The sequence below is a fragment of the Streptomyces sp. TG1A-8 genome, from assembly GCF_030499535.1.
Lineage (GTDB): Bacteria > Actinomycetota > Actinomycetes > Streptomycetales > Streptomycetaceae > Streptomyces.
The window spans coordinates 6,779,687-6,800,115 of the sequence record NZ_JASTLB010000001.1 but is presented as its reverse complement, the minus strand read 5'-3'; the positions used below and the strand labels follow the sequence as shown (position 1 = coordinate 6,800,115).

15 protein-coding genes and 5 pseudogenes are annotated in these 20,429 nt (G+C 72.2%); 3 read left to right on the top strand and 17 right to left on the bottom strand.

What is annotated here, in order from left to right; all coding sequences use genetic code 11:
* Positions 1 to 77: 77 nt before the first annotated feature.
* From QQY24_RS30155 to QQY24_RS30135, 5 genes and pseudogenes are all read right to left on the bottom strand, one after another.
* Positions 78 to 398, bottom strand: a complete 321-nt coding sequence (locus QQY24_RS30155; protein WP_301975864.1) for a phytanoyl-CoA dioxygenase family protein — start codon at positions 396 to 398, stop codon at positions 78 to 80.
* A gap of 85 nt (positions 399 to 483) precedes the next feature.
* Positions 484 to 678, bottom strand: a pseudogene (locus QQY24_RS30150) (phytanoyl-CoA dioxygenase family protein); the annotation flags it as partial.
* Between the two features lie 420 nt (positions 679 to 1,098).
* Complete coding sequence (locus tag QQY24_RS30145) at positions 1,099 to 1,383, bottom strand: hypothetical protein (RefSeq protein WP_301976433.1); 285 nt, start codon at positions 1,381 to 1,383, stop codon at positions 1,099 to 1,101.
* Between the two features lie 146 nt (positions 1,384 to 1,529).
* Positions 1,530 to 2,156 (bottom strand): annotated as a pseudogene (locus QQY24_RS30140) (VOC family protein); the annotation flags it as partial.
* Positions 2,157 to 2,158: 2 nt separating this feature from the next.
* Positions 2,159 to 2,563 (bottom strand): annotated as a pseudogene (locus QQY24_RS30135) (beta-ketoacyl synthase); the annotation flags it as partial.
* Positions 2,564 to 2,586: 23 nt separating this feature from the next.
* On the opposite strand from QQY24_RS30135, the gene QQY24_RS30130 reads away from it, so the two are divergent.
* Positions 2,587 to 3,474, top strand: a complete 888-nt coding sequence (locus QQY24_RS30130) for an aminotransferase class I/II-fold pyridoxal phosphate-dependent enzyme (RefSeq protein ID WP_367658058.1) — start codon at positions 2,587 to 2,589, stop codon at positions 3,472 to 3,474.
* Between the two features lie 503 nt (positions 3,475 to 3,977).
* On the opposite strand, the gene QQY24_RS30125 is transcribed toward QQY24_RS30130, so the two are convergent.
* The 7 genes and pseudogenes from QQY24_RS30125 to QQY24_RS30095 form a co-directional block, all read right to left on the bottom strand.
* Positions 3,978 to 4,811: a PIG-L family deacetylase gene (locus QQY24_RS30125; RefSeq protein WP_301975863.1), complete on the bottom strand. Its 834-nt coding sequence runs from the start codon at positions 4,809 to 4,811 to the stop codon at positions 3,978 to 3,980.
* 687 nt (positions 4,812 to 5,498) lie between these two features.
* Positions 5,499 to 6,314, bottom strand: a complete 816-nt coding sequence (locus QQY24_RS30120; protein WP_301976396.1) for a class I SAM-dependent methyltransferase — start codon at positions 6,312 to 6,314, stop codon at positions 5,499 to 5,501.
* A 45-nt stretch (positions 6,315 to 6,359) separates the two neighbouring features.
* Positions 6,360 to 6,569 (bottom strand): hypothetical protein, encoded by a 210-nt coding sequence (locus QQY24_RS30115; RefSeq protein ID WP_301975862.1) that lies wholly within the window; start codon positions 6,567 to 6,569, stop codon positions 6,360 to 6,362.
* A 515-nt stretch (positions 6,570 to 7,084) separates the two neighbouring features.
* Positions 7,085 to 7,784, bottom strand: a pseudogene (locus QQY24_RS30110) (polysaccharide deacetylase family protein); the annotation flags it as partial.
* Between the two features lie 152 nt (positions 7,785 to 7,936).
* Complete coding sequence (locus QQY24_RS30105; protein ID WP_301975860.1) at positions 7,937 to 8,626, bottom strand: glycoside hydrolase family 11 protein; 690 nt, start codon at positions 8,624 to 8,626, stop codon at positions 7,937 to 7,939.
* A 1,292-nt stretch (positions 8,627 to 9,918) separates the two neighbouring features.
* A complete protein-coding gene (locus QQY24_RS30100) occupies positions 9,919 to 10,482 on the bottom strand; it encodes a GNAT family N-acetyltransferase (protein WP_301975859.1) in 564 nt (187 codons plus the stop codon).
* Positions 10,483 to 10,809: 327 nt separating this feature from the next.
* A complete protein-coding gene (locus QQY24_RS30095) occupies positions 10,810 to 10,983 on the bottom strand; it encodes a CsbD family protein (RefSeq protein WP_301975858.1) in 174 nt (57 codons plus the stop codon).
* Positions 10,984 to 11,296: 313 nt separating this feature from the next.
* On the opposite strand from QQY24_RS30095, the pseudogene QQY24_RS30090 reads away from it, so the two are divergent.
* Positions 11,297 to 11,425 (top strand): annotated as a pseudogene (locus QQY24_RS30090) (IS6 family transposase); the annotation flags it as partial.
* Between the two features lie 202 nt (positions 11,426 to 11,627).
* On the opposite strand, the gene QQY24_RS30085 reads toward QQY24_RS30090, so the two are convergent.
* The 3 genes from QQY24_RS30085 to QQY24_RS30070 form a co-directional block, all read right to left on the bottom strand.
* Entirely contained in the window at positions 11,628 to 12,299 is a 672-nt protein-coding gene (locus tag QQY24_RS30085) for a hypothetical protein (RefSeq protein WP_301975857.1), read from the bottom strand.
* Between the two features lie 331 nt (positions 12,300 to 12,630).
* Positions 12,631 to 13,113: a hypothetical protein gene (locus QQY24_RS34890; protein WP_367658023.1), complete on the bottom strand. Its 483-nt coding sequence runs from the start codon at positions 13,111 to 13,113 to the stop codon at positions 12,631 to 12,633.
* A gap of 463 nt (positions 13,114 to 13,576) precedes the next feature.
* On the bottom strand, positions 13,577 to 14,734 hold the full coding sequence (locus tag QQY24_RS30070) for a Dyp-type peroxidase (protein ID WP_301975855.1): 1,158 nt from the start codon (positions 14,732 to 14,734) through the stop codon (positions 13,577 to 13,579).
* Between the two features lie 87 nt (positions 14,735 to 14,821).
* On the opposite strand from QQY24_RS30070, the gene QQY24_RS30065 reads away from it, so the two are divergent.
* Positions 14,822 to 16,162 (top strand): nitrous oxide reductase family maturation protein NosD, encoded by a 1,341-nt coding sequence (locus QQY24_RS30065; protein ID WP_301975854.1) that lies wholly within the window; start codon positions 14,822 to 14,824, stop codon positions 16,160 to 16,162.
* 7 nt (positions 16,163 to 16,169) lie between these two features.
* Here the strand turns inward: QQY24_RS30065 and QQY24_RS30060 are convergent, their stop codons facing one another.
* The gene (locus QQY24_RS30060) at positions 16,170 to 16,850 is read right to left on the bottom strand and encodes a hypothetical protein (RefSeq protein WP_301976394.1); all 681 of its coding nucleotides are present in this window, start codon (positions 16,848 to 16,850) and stop codon (positions 16,170 to 16,172) included.
* Between the two features lie 310 nt (positions 16,851 to 17,160).
* Positions 17,161 to 19,680 carry an SdrD B-like domain-containing protein gene (locus tag QQY24_RS30055; protein ID WP_301975853.1) on the bottom strand — a complete coding sequence of 840 codons (2,520 nt, stop codon included), beginning with the start codon at positions 19,678 to 19,680 and terminating at the stop codon, positions 17,161 to 17,163.
* Positions 19,681 to 20,429: the final 749 nt, after the last annotated feature.

The following is a 20,429-nucleotide window of genomic DNA, read 5'->3' as shown; positions in this document are numbered from 1 at the left end:
GGTGAAGCCCCGGCTCCGCAGCGCCAGCGCGATCGACGTGCCGATCGGACCCGTCCCGACCACCACGACGGTGCGCATCAGCGGGTGCGCCACAGCACGGGCAGAAACTCGGGGTCCGCGTAGTCCGGGAGCCCCTCGGGGGTCCTGCGCACGAGCACGTCGTGGTTGTACGCCACGGGGGTGCCGTCGGAGCGGCGGAAGGCGCGGTAGCGGTTCTCGCCGTCCTGGAGGTGGAAGGAGATGGCGCGGCGGGGCCGGTCGCTGAGGTTGGGACCGCTGCCGTGGTGGGTGCGGCAGTGGTGGAAGCTGACGTGGCCCTTGGGGATCACCATCGGGACCTTGCGGACCTCGGCGTTGTTGTAGGCGGCGTTCTCCTCCAGCATCCGGTTCGAGTTCACCGCGTGCGCGCTCGGCGAAGTGCAGCGAGGTGGCGTCGTTGGCGGCGGTCTCCTTCCACAGGTGGCTGCCGTCCACCATGGTGATCGTGCCCATCTCCTCGTCGCAGTCGTGGAAGGGGATGAACGCGGTCAGCATCCGCTCGGAGGTGGAGGTGGCCCAGTAGTGCCGGTCGAAGTGCCAGGGCACGATGTTCGACTGCTCCTCGGCCACCGGCGGCTTGTAGATCAGGGTGGACTGGAACACCCTGGTCTCCGCCGCCTCGGCGAGCCGCGCGGCCACCGCGCCGAGCAGCGGCTTGCGCAGGACGCGGCCGATGGTGTTCGTCCTCGTAGTGGATGTAGTCGTTGTGCCGCTGCACCGGGCCGTGCTCGGGCTCCCAGTAGGCCAGCTTGGGCGGGCGCACCGGCAGGGTGCGGTCGCGGTGGCCGGCGTGGAAGCGCTCGCGGGCCGACTCCAGGAGGTCGATCTCCTCGTCGCTGAAGAGCTTCTTGGACAGGTACCAGCCGTGCTCGGCGTAGAAGCCGACTTCCTCGTCGGTGGGCAGGAGCGCGCGCTCCTCGTCGGTCAGTGCGAAGTGGGTGAGGTCCTGAGCAGTCACGGTGTTCCTTCGGTGCCTCGGTCGGGGTCGGGACGGGCGGGGGTGCGGGGCGGGCTGGGCCGGGATCGACGCCGCCCTCTCGTGCGGTGCCGCTCGCGGCGTCAGGCCATCGCCTTCTCGCGGGCCACGGCCTCGTGCAGCGCCTTGATGTTGCCGCTGCCGAAGGTGCGGGCACCGCGCCGGTCGATGACCTCCCGGAAGAAGGTCTTCCGCACGTGCATGGACTGGGTGAAGATCTGGAAGACCTGGCCCCAGTGGCCCTCGTCGACCAGCACGTTGGTGCGCCGCAGGTCCTCGATGCGCAGGTCGGGCTCGCCCATGCGCTGCGCCAGCTCGTCGTAGTAGGTGCCGGGGGTCTCCAGGAAGCCGACGCCGCGGGCTTCCATGGCCGGCACCGTGGCGACGATGTCGTCGGTGAGCAGGGCGGGTGCTGCACACCGGCGCCGCCGTGGCGTGCCAGGAACGCGTCGATCTGGCCGGGCCGGCAGTCGGCCACGGGCTCGATGAGCGTGAAGGTGACCTTGCCGGACGGGCTCTGCACCACCTTGGAGTCCACGGCCTGCTCGCCGACCTCGATGAACTCCTCGAAGATCTGGCTGAACCCGAGGACCTCCTCGTAGAAGGCGACCGTGGGCCGCAGCCGGCCCGTCGGCAGGCAGATCGCCGCGTGGTCGACGGTGTGCAGCATCTGCTCGCCCTGGCCGGGATCGCGGGCGAAGATGTCCATCGTGCCGGGCAGGAAATCGTCCCGGTCCCCGGTCCGCTGCGTGAAGCGGTGCGCGACGTCGCCGAAGCCGAGCACGGACGCCGTGACGACCTCGGCGTCGCACCGGCCGTGCGCGACGGGCTCCTCCACGGGCGGCGCCCCCCGCTCGACGGCCGTCTCGAACGCCTTGGCGGCGTCGCTCACCCCGAAGGCGATGTTGGCCACGCCGTCGCCGTGCCGGGAGACGTACTGGGCCGCCGGGTGGTCGGGGGTGAGCGCGGAGGTGAGCAGGATGTCCGTGCCGCCCTGGCCCAGCAGCAGGGACCGGCTGTCCGCTCGGCCCGTCTCGGGGCCCGCCTGGCCGCGCACCCGGAAGCCGAACGCGGTGCACAGGTAGAACGCGGACTGCTGGGCGTCGCCGACGTAGAACTCGACGTGGTCCACGGCTTCCATGTTCACGTGCTCTCTCCCTGTTCCGACCGCTTGATGCGGGTGCCGGCCGTGCCGAACAGCAGGCTGACGTTGTGGCCGCCGAAGGCGAACGAGTTGGACATCGCGGCCTCGACCGGGGTGCGCCGGGCTCCGCCGCGCACGTGGTCGAGGTCGCAGGCCGGGTCCACCTCGTCCAGGTTGTGGGTGGGCGGCAGCAGGCCGCGCGAGACGGCCAGTGCGCAGATCGCGGCCTCCACCGCGCCCGAGCCGCCGAGCAGGTGCCCGGTCATGGACTTGGTGCCGCTCACAGCCGGCGAGCGGTCCCCGAACACGGCCCGCACGGCCCTGGTCTCGGCGACGTCGCCCAGTTTGGTGGCGGTACCGTGCGCGTTGACGTACCCGATGTCGTCGGGCGCCAGACCGCCCGTGCGAAGGGCTCCGCGCCGTCGGCATCACCGGCGCCGCCCGCCTGCTCGACATCGCCGTCCACCCCGTCCCGGAGGGCGCCGACGGCCCCGACCCGGAGGCCTTCCTGGCCGCCGCGCGGCGGGTGCGGGAGGCGGGCGGCCGGCCGCGCGCCCTGTACCTGGTGCCGGACTTCGCCAACCCGTCGGGCAAGAGCATGACCGTGGCCGCGCGGGAGCGGCTGCTCCGGGTGGCGGCGGAGGCGGACCTGCTGATCCTGGAGGACGACCCGTACGGGTTCTTCGTCCGCGCGGGGTCCGCCCGCCCCACGCTGAAGTCGATGGACCGCGACCGCAGGGTGCTCCACCTCGGGTCCTTCGCCAAGACCGCGCTGCCCGGCGCACGCGTCGGATACGTCGTCGCCGACCAGGAGGTCGTCGGCCCCGGCGACCGGCGCTCCCTGCTGGCCGACGAGCTGTCCAAGATCAAGAGCATGACGACCGTCAACACCTCGGCCGTCGCCCAGGCCGTCATCGGCGGACTGCTGGTGGAGTGCGACTGCCGGCTGCGCGCGGCCAACGCCGAGGCCATCGCCTCCTACGGCACCAGCCTGGCCACCCTGCTGGGCGAGCTGGAGCGGCACTTCCCCGAAGATCGCCGCCGTGAGCTGGGGGTGCGCTGGAACGAGCCGACGGGCGGCTTCTTCCTCGTCGTCGACGTGCCGTTCGCCGCCGACGCCAAGGCCCTCGAACACTCCGCGCGCGCCTTCGGCGTGCTGTGGACGCCCATGGGCGACTTCTACGCGGGAGGCGGCGGAGAGCACCAGCTCCGGCTCTCGTGCAGTTCCCCGGCGCCGGACCGCATCGTCGAGGGCGTGCGCAGGCTGGCCCGGTTCATCGAGGCGGCGGCCCTCGAGGCGGCCGGACCGGCCTGAAGCGGCCGTACCACGTCCCGGGGCCGGGCCGGATCACCGGCGCGCCCCGGGACGTCCGGCGACGAGCCGTTCCCGAGCCATAAAAGCAAACGCACGATCGTGCCAGTGTGCGCGAACCGGACCACCACTCGTGAAAGGGTCCGCGGGACATCCGGAAGTTCGACCGGACGGCTGTGCCGGAGACCGTGCGCCCCGGGCGGCGGGCCGCGGCTTCCAGCCGCTCTCGCCGATGGGACCGGGGACCGCTTGCCAGTCCGCCACCGAGGCGTCAGGAACACGCGCCTCCGGCAGCGGTCCCATCTCATCAGGGTCAACAGGCACTCGACGTCGTCCCGCAACAGATCGGACACTCCGCCGGGCTGCCCCGCGGCGGCCCCCGGGGCAGCCCGGTCCCCTTGACCGAGCCGCCGGAGCGGAACTCGCGTGGACGAGCCTCCGGGTGTGTGACCCGCTCGGTCACGCCGTGCGGTCGATGCGCTTTCCCGGCCGGTCGGACAGGCGGGTCAGCGCAGTCCGGCGAAGAGGTCGTTCTCGGGGATGACCGCGCCGGTGGCGTCCTGGACACGCAGGAAGGTCTCCACGCCCATCAACTCGCCGAACCTCTCCTTGCCCATCCTGAGGAAGAAGATGTTCTCGCCCTGACTGGCGTGCGCGGCCAACGCGTCGAACTTCTGACCGCTGAACGCGGTGGTGTCCACCCACGTGGTGATCTCATCGTCGGGCAGGCCGATCTCGGCCAGCGCGGCGGCCTCGGCAGGATCCGGCTCCGGCATGTCCTCGCGGAACTCGCGCATGATCTCGCCGAACCGCTGCATCATCGAGCGGGGCATCGTGGTCCAGTACACCTTCGGTACCAGTGTGGTCATCTCCAGCGCCGCCATCGTGATGCGATGGGCCTGGATGTGGTCGGGGTGGCCGTAGAAGCCGTTCTCGTCATAGGTGACGACCACATCAGGGCGGTAGTGCCGCATGAGTTCGGCGAGTCGGGCCGCGCCTTCCTGCACGGGGGTCCGCCAGAAGGATCCGGGGGCGTCGTTGCTCGGCCAGCCCATCATCCCGGAGTCGGCGTAGTCCAGCATCTCCAGATCGCTGATCTTCAGGACGTCACAGCTCGCCTCGAGTTCTTGACGGCGCATCAGGGCGACCGCCGCCGGGTCGTGCCCGGGATCGCCCGGCTTGACACCCCCCGGTCCGTCGCCGCAACCACCGTCGGTACACGTCACGAGAACCGTGCGGATGCCTTCCGCCGCGTACCGCGCGAGGACCCCGCCGGTTCCGGTGGCCTCGTCGTCGGGGTGGGCGTGTACCGCCATGAGCGTCAGGGGTCGGTGTGTCATGGAACAGTCCTCCTGCGGAAATACGTCTTGGTCCGAGTGTGCGGCGGGCGTACCGCGGTCCCGGCGCCCGGCTCCCGGTGGGGCGGAGGACCTGGTGGTCTCCGTGTTCCCCGCCCGTGGGCGCCGGTCCCTCGGCCGTACAACTGTGCCGATCGGACCGGCTGTTCCCGACGCGGTCGCTCGGTCCTGCGAACGCCGGCGTTCAACGCGGACGAGGTGCGGGCGCGACCTGCAGGTCCCAGCGCCGCGTCGGATCCGACTGCCATGCCCGGGGAGAGGGCATGCGCCGTCACGGTCCAGGTGTACAGCTCTGCGGCGTCGGTCGCCAACGCGACGGCGGGCGCGGTCGCCAGCAGCGCCACGGCCAGGGCACCGACCGTGGCCACATGGGCGCGGTAGATCATGGCTTCCCCTGAATTGAGTTGGCTGGTGTGAGAAAGCCCCCGGAAGGGGCAGCGCTTGCCGCAGTCGGGCTGTGCGTTCGTGACGCGGGCGGGCAGGAGGAGCTGAGGGGCCGACGGGACGGTTGCGCGGTCGGCGCTGCTACGCCGCGACGGTCGCCGCCCTCTCCGTCCTCGCGCTGCTCGCCCAGCGGCTCCTCTCCCGCCGCCCCCCGGCCGGTGCAACCCGGTCCCCGGCATGACGCACGGGCCGTCCCGGTCCCGCGCACCGCGCCACTTCGGCGCTCTACCGGCGGACCGCCGAGATCAGTCCGCCGGGCCGCTCCTCGCGCCGCGGCGGGGTGCTGACCGGGCGGCCGTAGGCGGCAGCGCGCTCGCGCAGGGTGTGGCTGTCGGCCTCCCAGCCGTGCCCGGCCAGCCAGCCAACCGGGTCGTCGGGCATCTCCGAGACCCACATGGACGCCGCCGATCCCGGCGCGGCGTCCGCGCCGAAGCGCTCGATCACGCCGCGCGAGCCCAACGTCAGCCCCATCCGGCTGCCTGCCGCCGACCGCGCGCCGATCCGGGCCAGCAGTAGCTCCACCGCATCCTCGGGCAGGTAGATCAGTAGCCCTTCGGCGACCCACGCGGTCGGCACGGCCGGGTCGTGCCCCGCGGCGGCCAGTGCGCCCGGCCAGTCCTCACGCAGATCCACCGCGACGGTGATCCGCTCGCAGCGCGCGACGGCCCGCTCCTGGCGCAGCACCGAAGCCTTGAAGTCCAGCGGGGCGGCGGTGTCGACCTCGAACAGCCGGGTGCCCTCGGGCCAGTCCATCCGGAAGGCCCGGCTGTCCATGCCGGCACCGAGCAGCACGACCTGCCGGACCTCGGACGCGCAGGCCTGCTCCAACAGGTCGTCGAGGAACTTCGTCCTGATGACGATGGAGAACGACACGGCCAGCCGACGGCGTCGCGCGGCCTCGTCGTCGGGCAGCGGCGGCGAGGAGGGCCACAGACCGCCGGCGGCGGCGAAGGCCCGTGCCAGTGGGTCGCGGAACAGCGCGTTCTCCCGCTCGGTCTCCAGCGCCCGCACTCTGGCCACCCCCACCGCCGTGGCCCACACTCCCGACGGTCGCACCCGCTCCTGCTCGTCAGTCACCGCGCCAGCTTAGATGTCGGAGAACTCCTCGGAGGTGCCGAGTCGTTGATGGCAGGCGCGGATGCCGCGCAGCAGCCGGGCGACCCCGTGGTACGCCCGGTCGCCGGTCGACTGCCTCAGCGGCGCGAGCCCCGCGTAATCCTCGCCGCGGCCGAAGGGCAGCGGCCCTGCCGCGTCCTTCGAATCCGTTTCTGTGGAACCCAGTTGCATGTTCGCCATCCGCGCCACCCGGCCATTCAAACCGATCCCGGCACCCCGGCGGAGCGGTTCGCGCGCCCGGGCCGGCCCGCTCGCCGGTGTCCGGTCCCAGGGTGCACGGCATGATCTTCGAGGCGTACACCGTGGTGCTGCCGGAACCCTCCCCGGACGCGCCGGCACCGCACGGGAGCGTGGCGGGTCGGCCCGCCCGCGCCCGGACGGACCGGCGGGCGAACAGCTGCGCGGCCGTCGATCACGACCGTGCCGTTCGGTCCGGACGGCACGGCCGTGCGGACCGAACGGCTCCTGGCGATCCTGCCGTCCCCCTCTTCGGACGGCGGCTCGCGCCCCGCCGTGAAGCGGCCATGCCCGACCACCCGAACCACCGGCCTCGTCCAAGCCGTCCCCACCCTGCATCCGGCCGGCTCGGACCGGGACCGGCGCCGGTGTGAACACGTGACGGCTCGGGACGGTGAACCGTCCCGAGCCGTCACGGGGTGGGCGCCGGCTCCGCGACCGGCGGAGAGCATCACGGTGCCGCCGGCTCCCCCGTCAGGGGGCCACGGCGCGGCCGGTCTGCGGAGAGATCCTGCCGGCGCACAGTCCCCGGGCGGCCAGGGTCTGGGCGATGCGCGGGATGGCGGCGAGGGTGTTGGCGGGCCACTCGTGCATGAGGATGACCTGGCCGTTGGTGAGCCGGGCGTTGGCCTGCACGATCGCGTCGGTGCTCGCGCCGTTCCAGTCCTGCGAGTCGACGTCCCAGATGACCTGCGTGAGGCCGTACCTGGCCTCGACGGCCTGCAGGGTGGCGTTGGTCTCCCCGTAGGGCGGCCGGAAGAGCTTGGGCGTGCCGCCGCCGGCGGCGGCGATGGCCTGCTGGGTGCGGGAGACCTCGGAGTCCATCTGGGCCTGGCTCTGCTGGGTCAGGTGGGGGTGGGTGTAGCTGTGGTTGCCCACCCACATGCCGGCGTTGACCTCGGCCTGCACCTGGGCCGGGTAGGCGGCCGCGTACTGGCCCTCGTTGAACATCGTGGCCCGGAGCCCGTTCTGCCGGAGCGCGGCGAGCAGGGCGGGGGTGTGGTCGTTGGACGGACCGTCGTCGAAGGTGAGTCCGACGTACCCGGTGCACGTGGCGGCGTGCGCCGGGGTGGCGTCGACGGCGGACGTGACGGTGCTCGCCACGGCCGTCGCGACGACGGCCAGTCCCATGACCAGGAAACGCGGTTTGTTTCGCATGCGGGGTGGATCCTCCTTGTGCCCGCGGTGTGAGCACGGTCGGGGTTCATCGAGCGGCCGGATCGCCGGCGCCGCCGATGCCGTTGCGCCCGGCGACGGGTGTCCGGCCGCAGGGCCGAGTGGCGTTGCCCCAGGTCCCGGGGCCGGTACGGTCACCCGCTCACCGTGATGTTGGAGCTCCCGCTGCTCTGGTATCCCTCGGTGGCGAGGATCATGTAGTAGTTGAAGCTGCCCATCGTCATTCCGTAGCGGGCCCACGCATCGAAGTGGTTGCCCGTGGTGATGGTGCCGCCCGTCCTCTTCGACTGCCGGACGCTCCAGTACTGGTTGAAGGTCTTGGTGCCTTCCACGGAGGGGGCGTTGTACCGCGTCGTCTGGTAGACGTCGTACGTGCCGCCGTCGGTGGTGACGGTGCCCTTGTACGTCCCGGTGGGCCGGTAGGTGCCCCAGTTGTCGACGACGTAGTACTCCACGAGCGGGTTGGAGGTCCACCCGTACAGCGCCAGGTATCCGTTACCGGACGGGGCGAAGCTGCCCGAGTAGGTCACGGTCCTGCGCCCACCGTTGCTCCACCCCTTGCCGGCGACGAAGTTCCCGCAGTTCCTCCACGAAGTGCTGTAGTTGCCACCGGATCCCAGGGTCATGGAGACCGACCCACCGCCGTCGGTCCAGAACGAGTAGTAGAAGCCGTTGTTGGTGCCGGTCTGGTTGGTGGTGATGGTCGTGTCGGCGTGCGCTGTGCCCGGCAGCAGCAGTCCGGACGTGGCCAACGTCAAGGCGCCGGCGCGGGCGATGAAGCCCCTGCGGCTCATCGGGTGGGCGAGGGGGGTGTCCATGTCCATGCTTCCTCCTGGTGAGGGGTGGCGGGGAGGCCGGGTGGCGAGACACGCACGGCGGGACCGAGACGGCCACAACGGAGGCCGACGGACGCGGCAATGGCATGTTCGTGTCATGTCACGCGACGAGCCGTTTCCGCTGCGGAAGAGGCCGATCGCTGGTGAGTATGCTCCCGGTTCCGAACGACGGTCAATGAGTGTGTTTCCGAAACTTCTTCGAAATTAGCAACTCATTGGACGGGGTCAATTATCGAATGTTTCGAATGTGTGATCAGAAGCGCGCACACGACCCACCTTGGCCTTGTTCGTGCGCCGGACCCGGTGTCAACGGAATCAGACGACGAGCGATATCGGTCGCTTCACTCGGCGAAACTTTCAAAGCTCGTGGACTCCGGTCAGACATCGTCGGTGTCCCGCCTCGGGAACACCGCCGGTACGGCCGTTGGCGCCGGGAACGGCCGTGATCCGATCGGCGTGGGGCGGTGACGCGGTTCTCGCGCCCGTGGCGGCCCTTCACCGGGCCGGGACCACCGGGACGCCCTCGACGCCGCCGGGGGACCGGCAGCGGGCGAGGAGCTGGTGGTGGACGGGAAGCCGGCGATCTCGTCCGGCACGTCGGGAGCGACCGGCGGCTCCGGGGCCGGGCCGTCCTCGTCGGCGGCGGTGTGCCCGGGCACGAGGTCGGCGCCGGGCGTGCGGACGGCGCCACGGCCGGCGCCGTGTTCGAGCGGCTCAACTGCGCTGCACATGGCTCGCGTTGGCTGCGTGATCGGTTCCATCAGGGGCAGCCGTGCGCGCAGCTGACGACGTCGGCCACCCGAGGAGGCAAGCGTGAGCGACACCCGCTCGAAGCTCGTTCCCCCGCCCGACCGCACGCGCCGGTCGTACTGCTTGCCGGCTTGGCGGCGCTCATCAGCTCAGCCACTTCTTCGCGTGACGGCGCCGCGATCCTCCCGGTCACGGCTCTGATGCTGTCCGTCATCGTGATGGGGCTCGGAGGCTGCGGTTTGGCCACCGCTCGCCGCACACGCCGACCGGGCCGGGACCGGCGTACGGTTCCCCGGCCGGAAAGGAGCGGACCTCGGGTCCACTCGCCTCCTGTCCTGCCGGACCAGCACTGCGGGCCAGGGCCGCTGCGGAATTCGGACCTGGCCGCAGGGTGAGGCTGCGGACAGGGCGGGGTGGCCGTTGACGGTGGCCAGCGGTCCATGACGGGCCCCGGGTTCGACCTGGTACGACTCCTGCCGCCCACCGACCGCTCCGGTGGGCGTGGGTGCGGAAGGCCGTGCGCACCGTGGCTACTGCCGCTCCCACTGCTCCTTGGTGATCTCGTACCGTACGCCTCCGCGCTCGGAGCCCTCGATCATCTCCATGCCGGGGGGAGTGGACACGGTGCCCGTGAGTGTCATCCGGAGCTTCTCCATGATGTTGCGCGAACCGTGGTTCACGGACATCGTCTCGGCCCAGACCATGCGCACACCGAGTTCCGTGAACGCCTTGCCCAACAACGCCCGCGACCCCTCGGTGGCATAGCCCTTGCCCCAGGCCACCTGCCGCAGCCGGTAGCCGAGTTCGGCTTCGTCCAGCGGACCCTCCGGCTCGGGACGCAGGATGAACCAGCCGATGAACGCACCGCCGTCCTTCTCGTGTGCGGCGAACAGGCCGAGGTCGCCGCCCCACTTCTCGTAGCCGGCGAGGATGTTCGGCAGGTGGCACTCACGGACGAGCTCCGGCGCGGTCGGATCGCCACCGGTCAGGTAGCGCATCACCGCCGGGTCGCTGTCCAGCTCGATCAGCAGGTCCGCGTCATCGGCAGTGAAGTGGCGCAGGGCCAGGCGCTCGGTCTCCAGGTAGGTGTCCACGAGTTGATCATGTCTGAGGCGTGCCGGACGGCCCAGCGGTTTTCCCCGGCGACCCGGGGGCGTTGCCGGGGCGCCGCAGGAGGGGGCGGGTGCGGCACGGTGTCGGCCCGTTCCTCGTCGCCCCGAGGGGCCGGTCGCTTTCCTCCCGCGCCCCTCGCGCCCAGTGTGCCCGTCGTGCCGACCGCCTCCGAGACCGCCACCGAGCGCCACCGGCTGAAGGAGACGGCTCACGGCTGCAGGATCCCGCATCAGACCCGGCAGCAGACGGGAAGGGCCTTCCCCCTTGGTCGCGGGTGAAGGCCCAGCGCTCATGAGCGGCGCCCGGGATCAGCGCTTGAACATGTCCTTGATTTTCTCCTTGGCATGGCGTGCATTGCCCTTGGACTTCTCCGTCTGACCCTTGGCGGCCGTCGAGTCGTCGACGGCGGCCCGCCCCGTGGCCCTCTTCAGCTTTCCCTTGGCCTGCTCGGCCTTGGCCCTGGCCTTCTCACCAGCCGACATGGCAGATGCGCCTCCAGCCGTAATGTACCGTCCGTCCGGGTTTACCGGATGAATGCCATATGCCCGATACTCTCTCCTCCAAACAAGTGATACGGCAGCGGTACGGCGCGGTAGCACGCACCACGCCGGGAACGCTCCGATGCCCACCAGGGCATCGGCAGCACGTGCCCCGCCCCTGCCGGCCCCGAGCCCCGCTGCCGTTGCGGAGGCCGGCCCCCGCCTCCGGCGGATGCTCCAGCCGGAACTGGACCGGGCCGCCCGCCCCCGGCGGGTCGGCGGGGGCGGGTGACCGGCACCCTGGAGGGGCTTGTCCGTGGGGGCCGCGTCGCCGTCGCGCAGGGGGCACCGGTGCCCGGCCGAGGTGATCACCCACTGTGTGTGGCTGCACCACCGCTCTCCGTTGCCGTTCCGCGAGGTCGGGGAGCTGATGCCCGAGCGGGGGCGTCACCTCCTGCGGGACGGTGCGCCGGCGGGATCGCCGGACTGAGCCGACCGGACGGTCGTGGTCAACGCCCATGAACCCGGCGGTCACCGCCGGCGGAACGGGGTGCCGGTGAAGCGAGCTGTCGGCCCGATCGCCGCCGCGGCTGCGCCTGCCCCATGGCCGAGCGTGTCCTGCGGCGGTTCGCTGGACCCGTCCACGCTCAGTCCACAGGTCCGTCACCATTCGTGTCGGGCGGGCGGAAGCCGCTGAGCGCGGTGTCGAGGAAGTGCAGTTCGTCGTCGCGGCCGTCGCCGTCGGGGCCGTAGGAGGCGATGGCGTAGATGTTTCCGTCCGCGGCCGTGAACCGCTCGTCGTAGACGTGCCAGGTGCCGACGTCGGGTTCGCCCTTGACGCGGTCGGCCAGATATTCCGGGCGGGCGCCGGTGAACCCGTCCTGGTCCAGGTCGGCCAGGTCCAGCTCGCGGAAGCCCGCGGGCTTGGGGGTCCGGTCGGACAGGAACTGCTCGAACGACGCGTCCGGCGACGCCTCGGCCACCTGGTAGACCTGCAGCCGGTGCTTCTTGTCCGGGCTGCGGTAGTTCACGACGGCCATCCCGTAGGACGAGTCCACCGAGGAACGCGTCCAGTGCTCGGGGCGGACTATCCGGAACCGCTCGGCGTCCTCGTACACCTCCCAGCCCGCGGGCACGCTCACCGAGGCGGACGGGGAGACCGCGTCGTCGGTCGCGGACGGCGCCCCGGAGGGGGAACCGGTCGGCGCCGGGTCCCCCGGGGACGGTGCGGAGGCACCGGGCGAGCCGCTCACGCCGGCCGCCGTCCGGTGCTCCCCCTGGTGGTCCTCACCGGTCACGAGGGTCAGTACGAGACTCACGGCGACGCCGGTCACGGCCGCCCCCGCCAGCACGGACCACACCGTCCGCCGACTGAGGCCACTGGCGCGGACGGGCGCCGGGCCGGGCGGCGGGGACCACTCCGGCACGGACCAGCCGTCGCCGGTGGGGCCGGACGCGGGTGGCCGGGTCGGCTCGGACGCTGGTGGTGCGGCCGTCCGGTCTCCGGTCGGGGGCGGCACCGGCGGGGGGCCGTCAGGTATGAAGGGCGGCGGCGGTGTCGCCGGCGCGCCGGTGTGCGGAGCCCCTCGGTCCTCCCAGCGCTGGGTCTCCTCGTTCCAGTGACGCGCTCCCCCGCTCATCGCCGTCCTCTCACAGCCCCACCAGGCCGGCCAGCGTGGCCGCCGAGGCGAGGACGCCGAGCAGTGCCTGGGAGTCGCCGAGCAGTCCGGGCAGCCGCTCGCGGCGGGTCGGGGTCGCCTGTCCGGTGCGGATGATCTCGTCCTCGGTGTCGGCGAGGGCCGCGTCCAGCTCCGCGGTCCGGTCGGTGGCCCGCACCCGGGCCAGGTCGGCGCGCAGCTCGCGGACAGCGGTGAGCAGTTCCTCGGCCCCCGGGTCGCGCGGCGCGGTCGTGCCGTGGTGGCTCTCGGCGTCCAGGTCGGCGAGCGAGCCGTGCCGGCGCCACAGATCGTGCAGCCGGGACGCCCGGGCCGGGGAGAACAGCCCGCGCTTCAGGTAGCGGGCCTGGACACCGAGGTCGAACAGCTCTCCCCGGGGGCGCTGTCCACGTCGTACTCGTGGGCCTCCTGCAGGATGTCCTTCACCTCCGCGCTGGTGGCCGCCTCCACGGAGCACTGGTTGACCGAGCCGGTCGGCACGAAGTCGGCGCCGAGCAGGAACACGGCACCGGCGGCCTCGGGGGTGCCGATGCCCCCGCGCACCCGGTGTGCACCCGGTGGCCGTCCGGGGTGGCCGCGTCGCGCAGCCGCAGGGAGCGGGGTGGGCAGGTCGGCCGAAGTCGGTTCGGCGGTGTCGGGGCGCGGGACACCGGCCGGCTCCCCAGGTGCGCACCGGCCCAGCCGCCGGGAGACGGCGGGGCGGGGGCGCGGGCGGATGCCCGGGGTCCGCTGGAGGCCAGGGCTCGCAGCGGCGCAGTGCGGGACGCGGCACCGCCATGGCGGTCGGGTCCCGCGCGGACAGCCGTACGGGAGACCGGTGCAGCGGAAGGGCCCCGCTCAAAGGGTTCGGAGGAGTCCGCCGCCGAAGCAGGGTGCTGTCCTCCTGCGGGAAGCAGGCCGGGGCGGCGGGCGCGGTGCGGTCAGCCGAACAGCGTGGAACCGAGCGGGTGCTGCCGGTCGAAGCCGGGGAGGATCAGGAATGTCGCGCTGGCGGTCGTGGTGGTGAACCGCAGCAGTGCGTCGGAGGCGTCCATGTGGGTGAGGGTGGCGGTGAAGGTCCGCAGGTCGTTCTGGAAGCCGATGAAGAGCAGGCCGGGGGCGGGCCCGTCGGTGCTGTAGGAGCGGCGGAGCATGAGCCCGACCCCGACCACGGCGGGGTTCGCCCTGCGCACGTGGGCGTCCACGGGGACGAGATAGCGTCCGTCCGGTGTCTTGGCGCCGAGCTCCGGGCCCGAGGCGACCGTGCCGCCGGAGAGGGGGACGCCGCTGGCCCGGTGCCGTCCGAAGACCGCTTCCTGCTCGGCCACGGACAGGGCGGCGAACCGCGGTAGGTCGAGTTCCATGCGTCGCAGCACGGCGAGGGTGCCGCCGGCGACCGCGGGGGGCCCGGCCAGCCACAGGTCGCGCCGTTGTTCGGCGGTCGTGTGCGGGCCCACGATGCCGTCGATGAAGCCGAGCGGGTTGCGTGGCGCGCTCAGGCCGTTGCCGACGGGCACGTTCGCACCGCGGTGTGCGGACTGCCGCCAGCGTTCGCGGATGCGGTCACCGGCCTGGTCCAGGAGCGCGGCGGCGACGACCGGGGGGAGCAGCGCGTCGCTGGCGCAGATCTGTATCAGCAGGTCACCGCCGCGTGCTCGCGGGGCGATCCGCTCGCGGGAGAAGCGCGGGAGGTCGACCGCACCGGGCAACGGGGCACCGGCCGTGCGCACCAGCCGGGGACCCACGCCGACGGTCACGGTGAGGTCGCCCGGCGGCAGGCCCAGCAGCCGCGGGTCGGCCCCCGCGACGAGGGTGCGGATGGCCTGGCCGAGTTCGGCCAGTAACGGGCCGGGAGCCACGGCGGCACCGAGGTCGGCCACCACTGCCAGCAGGTTGCGCTGGGCCGGCTGGGGAAGCGTGACGCCTGCCTGGTGCCGGCCCGTGGCCGCGACCGGCACGGGCGTGGCCGCTGCGGAAGGGGCGTGCGGGCCCGGCCGGGCGGGATCCGGTGTGCACCCGGCGGTCAGACCGGCGGCCACCAGGGCGCCCGTGACATCGAGGAACGTGCGGCGCGACGGACGGTGATCGGCTCGGTGCATGGTGTGCAGAGTGTCACAACCGAATCGCTCATGCCGGTCAATCTCCGGCTCGTGGCGTGGAATTGGGCGTCGTGCCAGACTGGGATCATGCCTCGATTAGCTCTTCGCGTGTTGGCGGCGGCACTGGGCGCGCTGACACTTGTGGTCGGCTGCGGCGGTGGCGATGACGGATCGGGCAGGGGCCGGCGGCCGGCCGGTGCGCGGGTGACGATCCGAGTGCCTGCCGATGCCCCGACGGTCTCGGCCGCGGTGTCCTTGGCTCGGCCCGGTGACCTGGTACTGGTCGCCCCCGGGGTCTACCACGAGTCGGTGAGGATCGACACGGCGCACGTCACGCTTCGCGGTGTGTCCCGGGCCAAGGTCGTCATCGACGGGCGGTTGCAGCAGCCGAACGGTGTCGTCGTCACGGCGCCCGGGGTGGCCGTGGAGAACCTGACCGTGCGGAACAACACGCAGAACGGGATCCTGGTCACCGGTTCGGCGAAGGCGGCCGCCGGTCTGCCGGGGCGAGGCGGCGGCTACGACACCGGCGAGGAGCCCGTCACCTTCCTGAAGTCGTTCCTGGTCTCGTACGTGACCGCGACCCGCAACGGTCTGTACGGCATCTACGCGTTCTCCGCGCAGAACGGTGTCATCGAGCACTCGTACGCGTCGGGTGGGGCCGACTCGGGCATCTACGTCGGACAGTGCAAACCCTGTCACATCGTGGTGCGGGACAACGTCGCCGAACTGAACGCGGTCGGTTACGAAGGCACCAACGCGAGTGGTGACATGTACGTGGTCGGCAACCGCCTGGTCGGCAACCGGGTCGGCCTGACCACCAACTCGGACCACCAGGAGAAGCTGCTCCCGCAGCAGGGCGCCGTCGTCGCGGGCAATCTGATCGCCGCCAACCAGCAGACGGCCACCCCGGAGCAGGCCGACGGCGGATGGGGCACCGGCATCGGCATCGACGGCGGCAGCGACAACCAGTTCACCCGCAACCGCATCACCGACAACAGCCGCGCCGGACTGGTGATCACCGCGACCGCCGACCTGCCTCCGGCCGGTAACCGGATCGTGGACAACACGTTCACCGGCAACGGTGTCGACGTCGCCTGGACGTTCCCCACCGCCGCGCGGGGGCGGGGCAACTGCCTGCGTGGCAACGATCTGCGGACCACGGTGCCCGCCCGGCTCGCGACAACCGCGTCCTGCCCGCTTCCGGCCGGGTCACCCTCGCCGGCCGGCGAGTGGGCGACGCCGGCGGCGCCCGGTGGCATCCCGTTCACCGAGGTCGCGGCGCCCGCTCCGCAGCCGCAGTTCCCCGGCCCCGTCACTACGGGCGCCACCGCCGTCCCAGCCGTCCCGGCCCTGCCGAAGACGGCGGGCATCCGGCTGCCGTCGGCGTCCCTGCTCGCCGCGAACGCACGGGTGCAGACGTCCTGAACAGCGGCTACCGGGGCGGGGTGGCTCCGGGCACCGGCTTGACCGGAACGTACTTCTGGGTGTCGAAATCGATGACCACCGGCTGCGGTTCGGAACCCACGCCGACGCGGACCCGGTACATGGTGCCGTCCGAGCCGACCCAGTAGCGCACGTTGCCCGCCGTACCGGAGCGGTCAGGGGAGGACGGCCCGGTCATGACGTCCACCCGGTGCCCGTTCACTTCGTCCCGTCCCCGCCAGGCGGCGCCGTTCTGCGGCAGCAGTTGGGCGTTGTCCGGCCGGTCGCTGCCGAGACCGAGCGTGATGGCCAGCGAACTGTCCAGGGCGCTGCCGGACGACAGCAGCGACCGGCCGTACCAGCCCGAGGGGGGCGGCGACGCGGGTGCGTGCACCGGGGCGTCCGGCATCGGGTGGACGAACACCGAAGTGGCCGTCCACTCGATCAGCCCGTCGCTGGACGTGCCGCGCCCGGTGCCGTGCACCACGCCATAGCCGATCTTGCGCCGGTAGTCGACGGACCCGGTGACGGTCAGCCAGCCGGCGGTGCCCGGCACGGTGACGGTCACCGCGCGGCCGTGCGCCTCGTAGTTGCGGAACCGCGTGACCGCCAGCCGGTTCGCCTCGTCCGTCGTCAGCGGGCGCGGACCGCCGGCGCCGGAACCGTCGTCGGCGACCAGGAACGCGGCCACCGCGGCCACCGCGACGGCCGCGATGCCGATGACGGCCGCGGCCCGGCGCGACCGCGGCCGCCGGCGCCGGTCAGCCGGACGGCCCGGTGGGACCCGCCGGATTCTCACGCTGCGCACGCGGTTCGACGCTGACACTCTCCGGTTCGTCCTTTCGATCACCACGCCGTCCGGCCGCCGCGGGCTCGCGGCGGCATCCGGCAGTCCGGTGGCAGACCACGCCGGGGCCGGCCCTCGTGGACCGGCCGAGACGTGATCCGCCCGTCCGCACCGTCCGGATCGCGGACGGGCGGATCACCGTTGTGCGGTTCGTTCAGTGTTGCCGGGCGCGACGGTTCCGGGTCACGAACACGATGGCCAGGCCCGTACCCACCAGCAGACCGACGATGCCGATCATCTCCGTCAGCCCGGGTGTGCCGGTGTCCGCCAGCGAACCCCCGCCTCCGCCGGCCGGGGCCGGGTGGTTGGCGGGCGGCGCGGGCGACGGCGGCGTGGAGACTGCGGGCGGCGTCGGAGTCGGCGTCGGCGTGGGCGTCGGTGTGGGAGTCGGCGTCGGGGTCGGCGTTTCCTTCGGGATGTACACCCCGGCGTCGATCGTGTGATCGACGCCGCCCGGCTTGTCCGGCGCCGTGACCGGCGCGTAGCCGTTGCACGACGGTCCGGTGGTCGGCGGGGTCACGTTGGAGTCGTGCGCACGGTTGGCGCCGGCCCGCGGGAGCGTGAACCTCAGCTCGCTCGCCGGGGGCTGCTCGGGCACCTCGCTGGTGTCCGCGGTGCACACGTCGAACTGCACCGTGTACTTCGCGCCCGGCGTGAGCTCGTACGCGGCGCCGACACCGCCGAAGTAGTACTCGCCGGCGGCGTTGGTCCGGGTCGTGGCGACCTGTTTGCCGTCCGCGTCCAGCAGGTTGATCGTCGCCCCCGGCAGCAGCACGTGTCCCGGGTCCTGGATCCCGTTGTGGTCGCCGTCGAACCACACGACGTTGCCGATCTGGACCGGCGCGTTGGCCGCCGCGTACGCGACGTCACCGAGCCCGCCGGCCTTGCCGAACCCGCCCCCCTGTTCCTGGCTGACGAACTGGAATCCGTTGGCGGTCGGATCGTTGCCCGGGCCCTGACCGGTCGTGACGTCGTGGTACCCGGTCCCTGAGGTCGCGACGTTGACGACCGGGTCGAACTCCGTGCTGACGACCCACTGCTGCTGCGGGACATAGGCCACCGACCCCAGCGCGGTCTCCTGGTGCGCGCCGCGGTAGAAGTCGCCCGGGAAGTATTCGACGGTGTCGGCGGCCTGGCCGCCACTGTTGGCGGGAGTGGCGTGGTTGGGACAGTTCCCGGTGCCCTCCCACGCGTATCCGCCGGCGGGAGTGGCGCAGACCATGGTGATGTCACCACCGGACATGCCGTTTTCCACCGTGTCGTTCCCCGGGCGGGGGTCCAGCCCTCCCCAGCTGAGCACGTCCATGAACCGGTCGCGGAAACCCAGGATCATCGAGCCGTCGCGGGCGAAGGCGAGGGAGGCGAGCTCCGGCTGCGGATCGATGAAGACGTTGCCCGACTTCCGTTCGTCCCACGTGTCCAGGCTGGTGTTCCACGGGTTCCAGTGGGTGGCCTGGTCGCTGGAACCGTAGACGCTGCCGCGTTTGTCCGTGAGCGGGTGGCTCAGCACCGTGGTGAACCGCTTGCCGTCGTAGGTGCGGACGAAGGCTTTCAGGTCCGCACGCTGCTGCGTGCTCTCCGCGCTGCACACGCCGCCGACGTACAGCGTGTTGTCGTGGACCTGGAGACCGAACGGCCGCCAGTCGTCGGGGCTCGCGCACCCCGGGTCCGGGATCGGGACCGTCGACCTGGGCGCCGCGGTGGTGGCCCCTGTCGCGTCGAAACTCACCAGGCTGCGGGTCCGCAGGTTCACCGCGTACAGCGTGGAACCGTCCTCCGACAGGGCCAGGCCACCGATGCTCTCCTTGCCCGGCGCGTCGGTGAACCCGGGATCCTTGATCATGTGGGCGGTGTCGTGCCGCGTCACCGCGGCGTCCGGCACCCGCGCGAACAGCTCCGGCGCGCCCGAGCCGCTGACCGGCACCGTGTAGATCGCGCCCCCGCCCTGCGGCCCGTACGGGGCGTAGCGGCGGGCGAACGCGCTCTGGAACAGCCGGCTCCGGTACTTGTCGTACGCCAACGCGAACGTCGTGCCCACCTGGTCCTGCGTGGCCAGCGTGGCCGGGCACGACACATCGGTGGGACACGTGCCCCGGGCCCCCGTCCCGAACGCCGCCAGGGCCCGGGTGTCGGTTCCGTTGGCGCCGTTCTGGACCGGCACGAAGTACCGTGAGTCCGGCAGCGTGTAGTCGGCCGGATCCCACACCCCCGTCACCACCGAGGCCTTCTTTCCGTCCGACACGTCCACGAACGACGTGAAGCTGTCGAAGTGGTTCTCCGCCGTCGACGCAGGCGCCGCCCGCAGATGGCCGCTGTACGGTGCCGGGATGCTGACGTCGATGCGGTACCGGCCGCCGCTCAGCGCGGTCGACCCCGACACGGCGACTTTTCCGGTGGCATCCGTGACGCCGGTGATCTCGTGCCCGGCGGGGTCGGAGATCTTCACCTCCATGCCCCGCTGTGGCACGTCCATCGTCGCGTTGATCACGCCGGTGCCGAAGAAGTCGCGCAGCACCTCAATCGTCAGCGTGCCGTCGGCGGTCGAAGCGGCGGCCGGTGCGGCCAGTGCTCCGACGGCGCCGCCTGCCAGCAGGAGGACGGACAACCCCACGCGCGCCAGCGGTTCCACGAGCCTCCGGGCGGGCCGGTGCGAGTCTTCACCGACTCGTTTCATGGCATCACACTCCACACTTCTTTTGTCTTGAAAACGCGGACGCCGGGGCAAAGAAAAGGGCCCACCGCTGCTGGGTGGACCGCTTTACAGTGATCGCGTGAGGATATTGCGGGCGAGCCGTAAGCGTCGCGGGACAGGAAAAGCGAACACGCGTTCAGACCCTCGGCAAGAGCCGCCCCGGAATGTGCGTTTTCGCAGGTCAACCACGGTATCCTCGCCCCCCACCGACCTCACCGACCGCCATCGCGAGCAGCGCGCGACATTCTATCCGCCGAAGCTCACCGGCGGGGCTCCTTCGGTGAGGACGTCTTTGGCCATCGGGGTCTGTCAAATGAGCGGCGCAACCGGAGTGGTTGGTGGTTACTGGCGGGTGCTGGGAGCCGGCCGCCGAAGGCGTTCAGCGCGGTCTTCCGGCGCATGGTCCGGCGGGCGCGGTCTCGCCGGCGGGGTCGGGGGACGTGACGGCCGGGTGGACGCGCTGCGGGGCGGGCTTCCTCGGCGGGGCGGCGCGGGCGGCGGTGAGCACCGCCGTGCGAGGTCGCCGAAGCAGTGGGCAGCCCGTCACGGCGGCCGCACACCGTCCGCCGTGACGGTCCGCGCGACCGCACGGCGTGGCCCCGGCCGCCCTGCGGTGCGGGCGGCCGGGGCCTGGGAGCCGCTGGGCAACGGCGCTCGGACCGAGCGGGTACGGGGGCGCCTGCCCGGGCAGGGGCCGGGTGCCCCGATGCGCCGCTGGAGCTGCTGGTGGC

Coding starts and splice junctions, on each gene's coding strand:
- QQY24_RS30095 (WP_301975858.1), bottom strand. CDS start 10,983: ATGTCGGCTGGTGAGAAGGCCAGGGCCAAGGCCGAGCAGGCCAAGGGA.
- QQY24_RS30065 (WP_301975854.1), top strand. CDS start 14,822: ATGCCTCGATTAGCTCTTCGCGTGTTGGCGGCGGCACTGGGCGCGCTG.
- QQY24_RS30125 (WP_301975863.1), bottom strand. CDS start 4,811: ATGACACACCGACCCCTGACGCTCATGGCGGTACACGCCCACCCCGAC.
- QQY24_RS30105 (WP_301975860.1), bottom strand. CDS start 8,626: ATGGACATGGACACCCCCCTCGCCCACCCGATGAGCCGCAGGGGCTTC.
- QQY24_RS30070 (WP_301975855.1), bottom strand. CDS start 14,734: ATGCACCGAGCCGATCACCGTCCGTCGCGCCGCACGTTCCTCGATGTC.
- QQY24_RS30115 (WP_301975862.1), bottom strand. CDS start 6,569: ATGGCGAACATGCAACTGGGTTCCACAGAAACGGATTCGAAGGACGCG.
- QQY24_RS30055 (WP_301975853.1), bottom strand. CDS start 19,680: ATGAAACGAGTCGGTGAAGACTCGCACCGGCCCGCCCGGAGGCTCGTG.
- QQY24_RS30145 (WP_301976433.1), bottom strand. CDS start 1,383: ATGGAAGCCCGCGGCGTCGGCTTCCTGGAGACCCCCGGCACCTACTAC.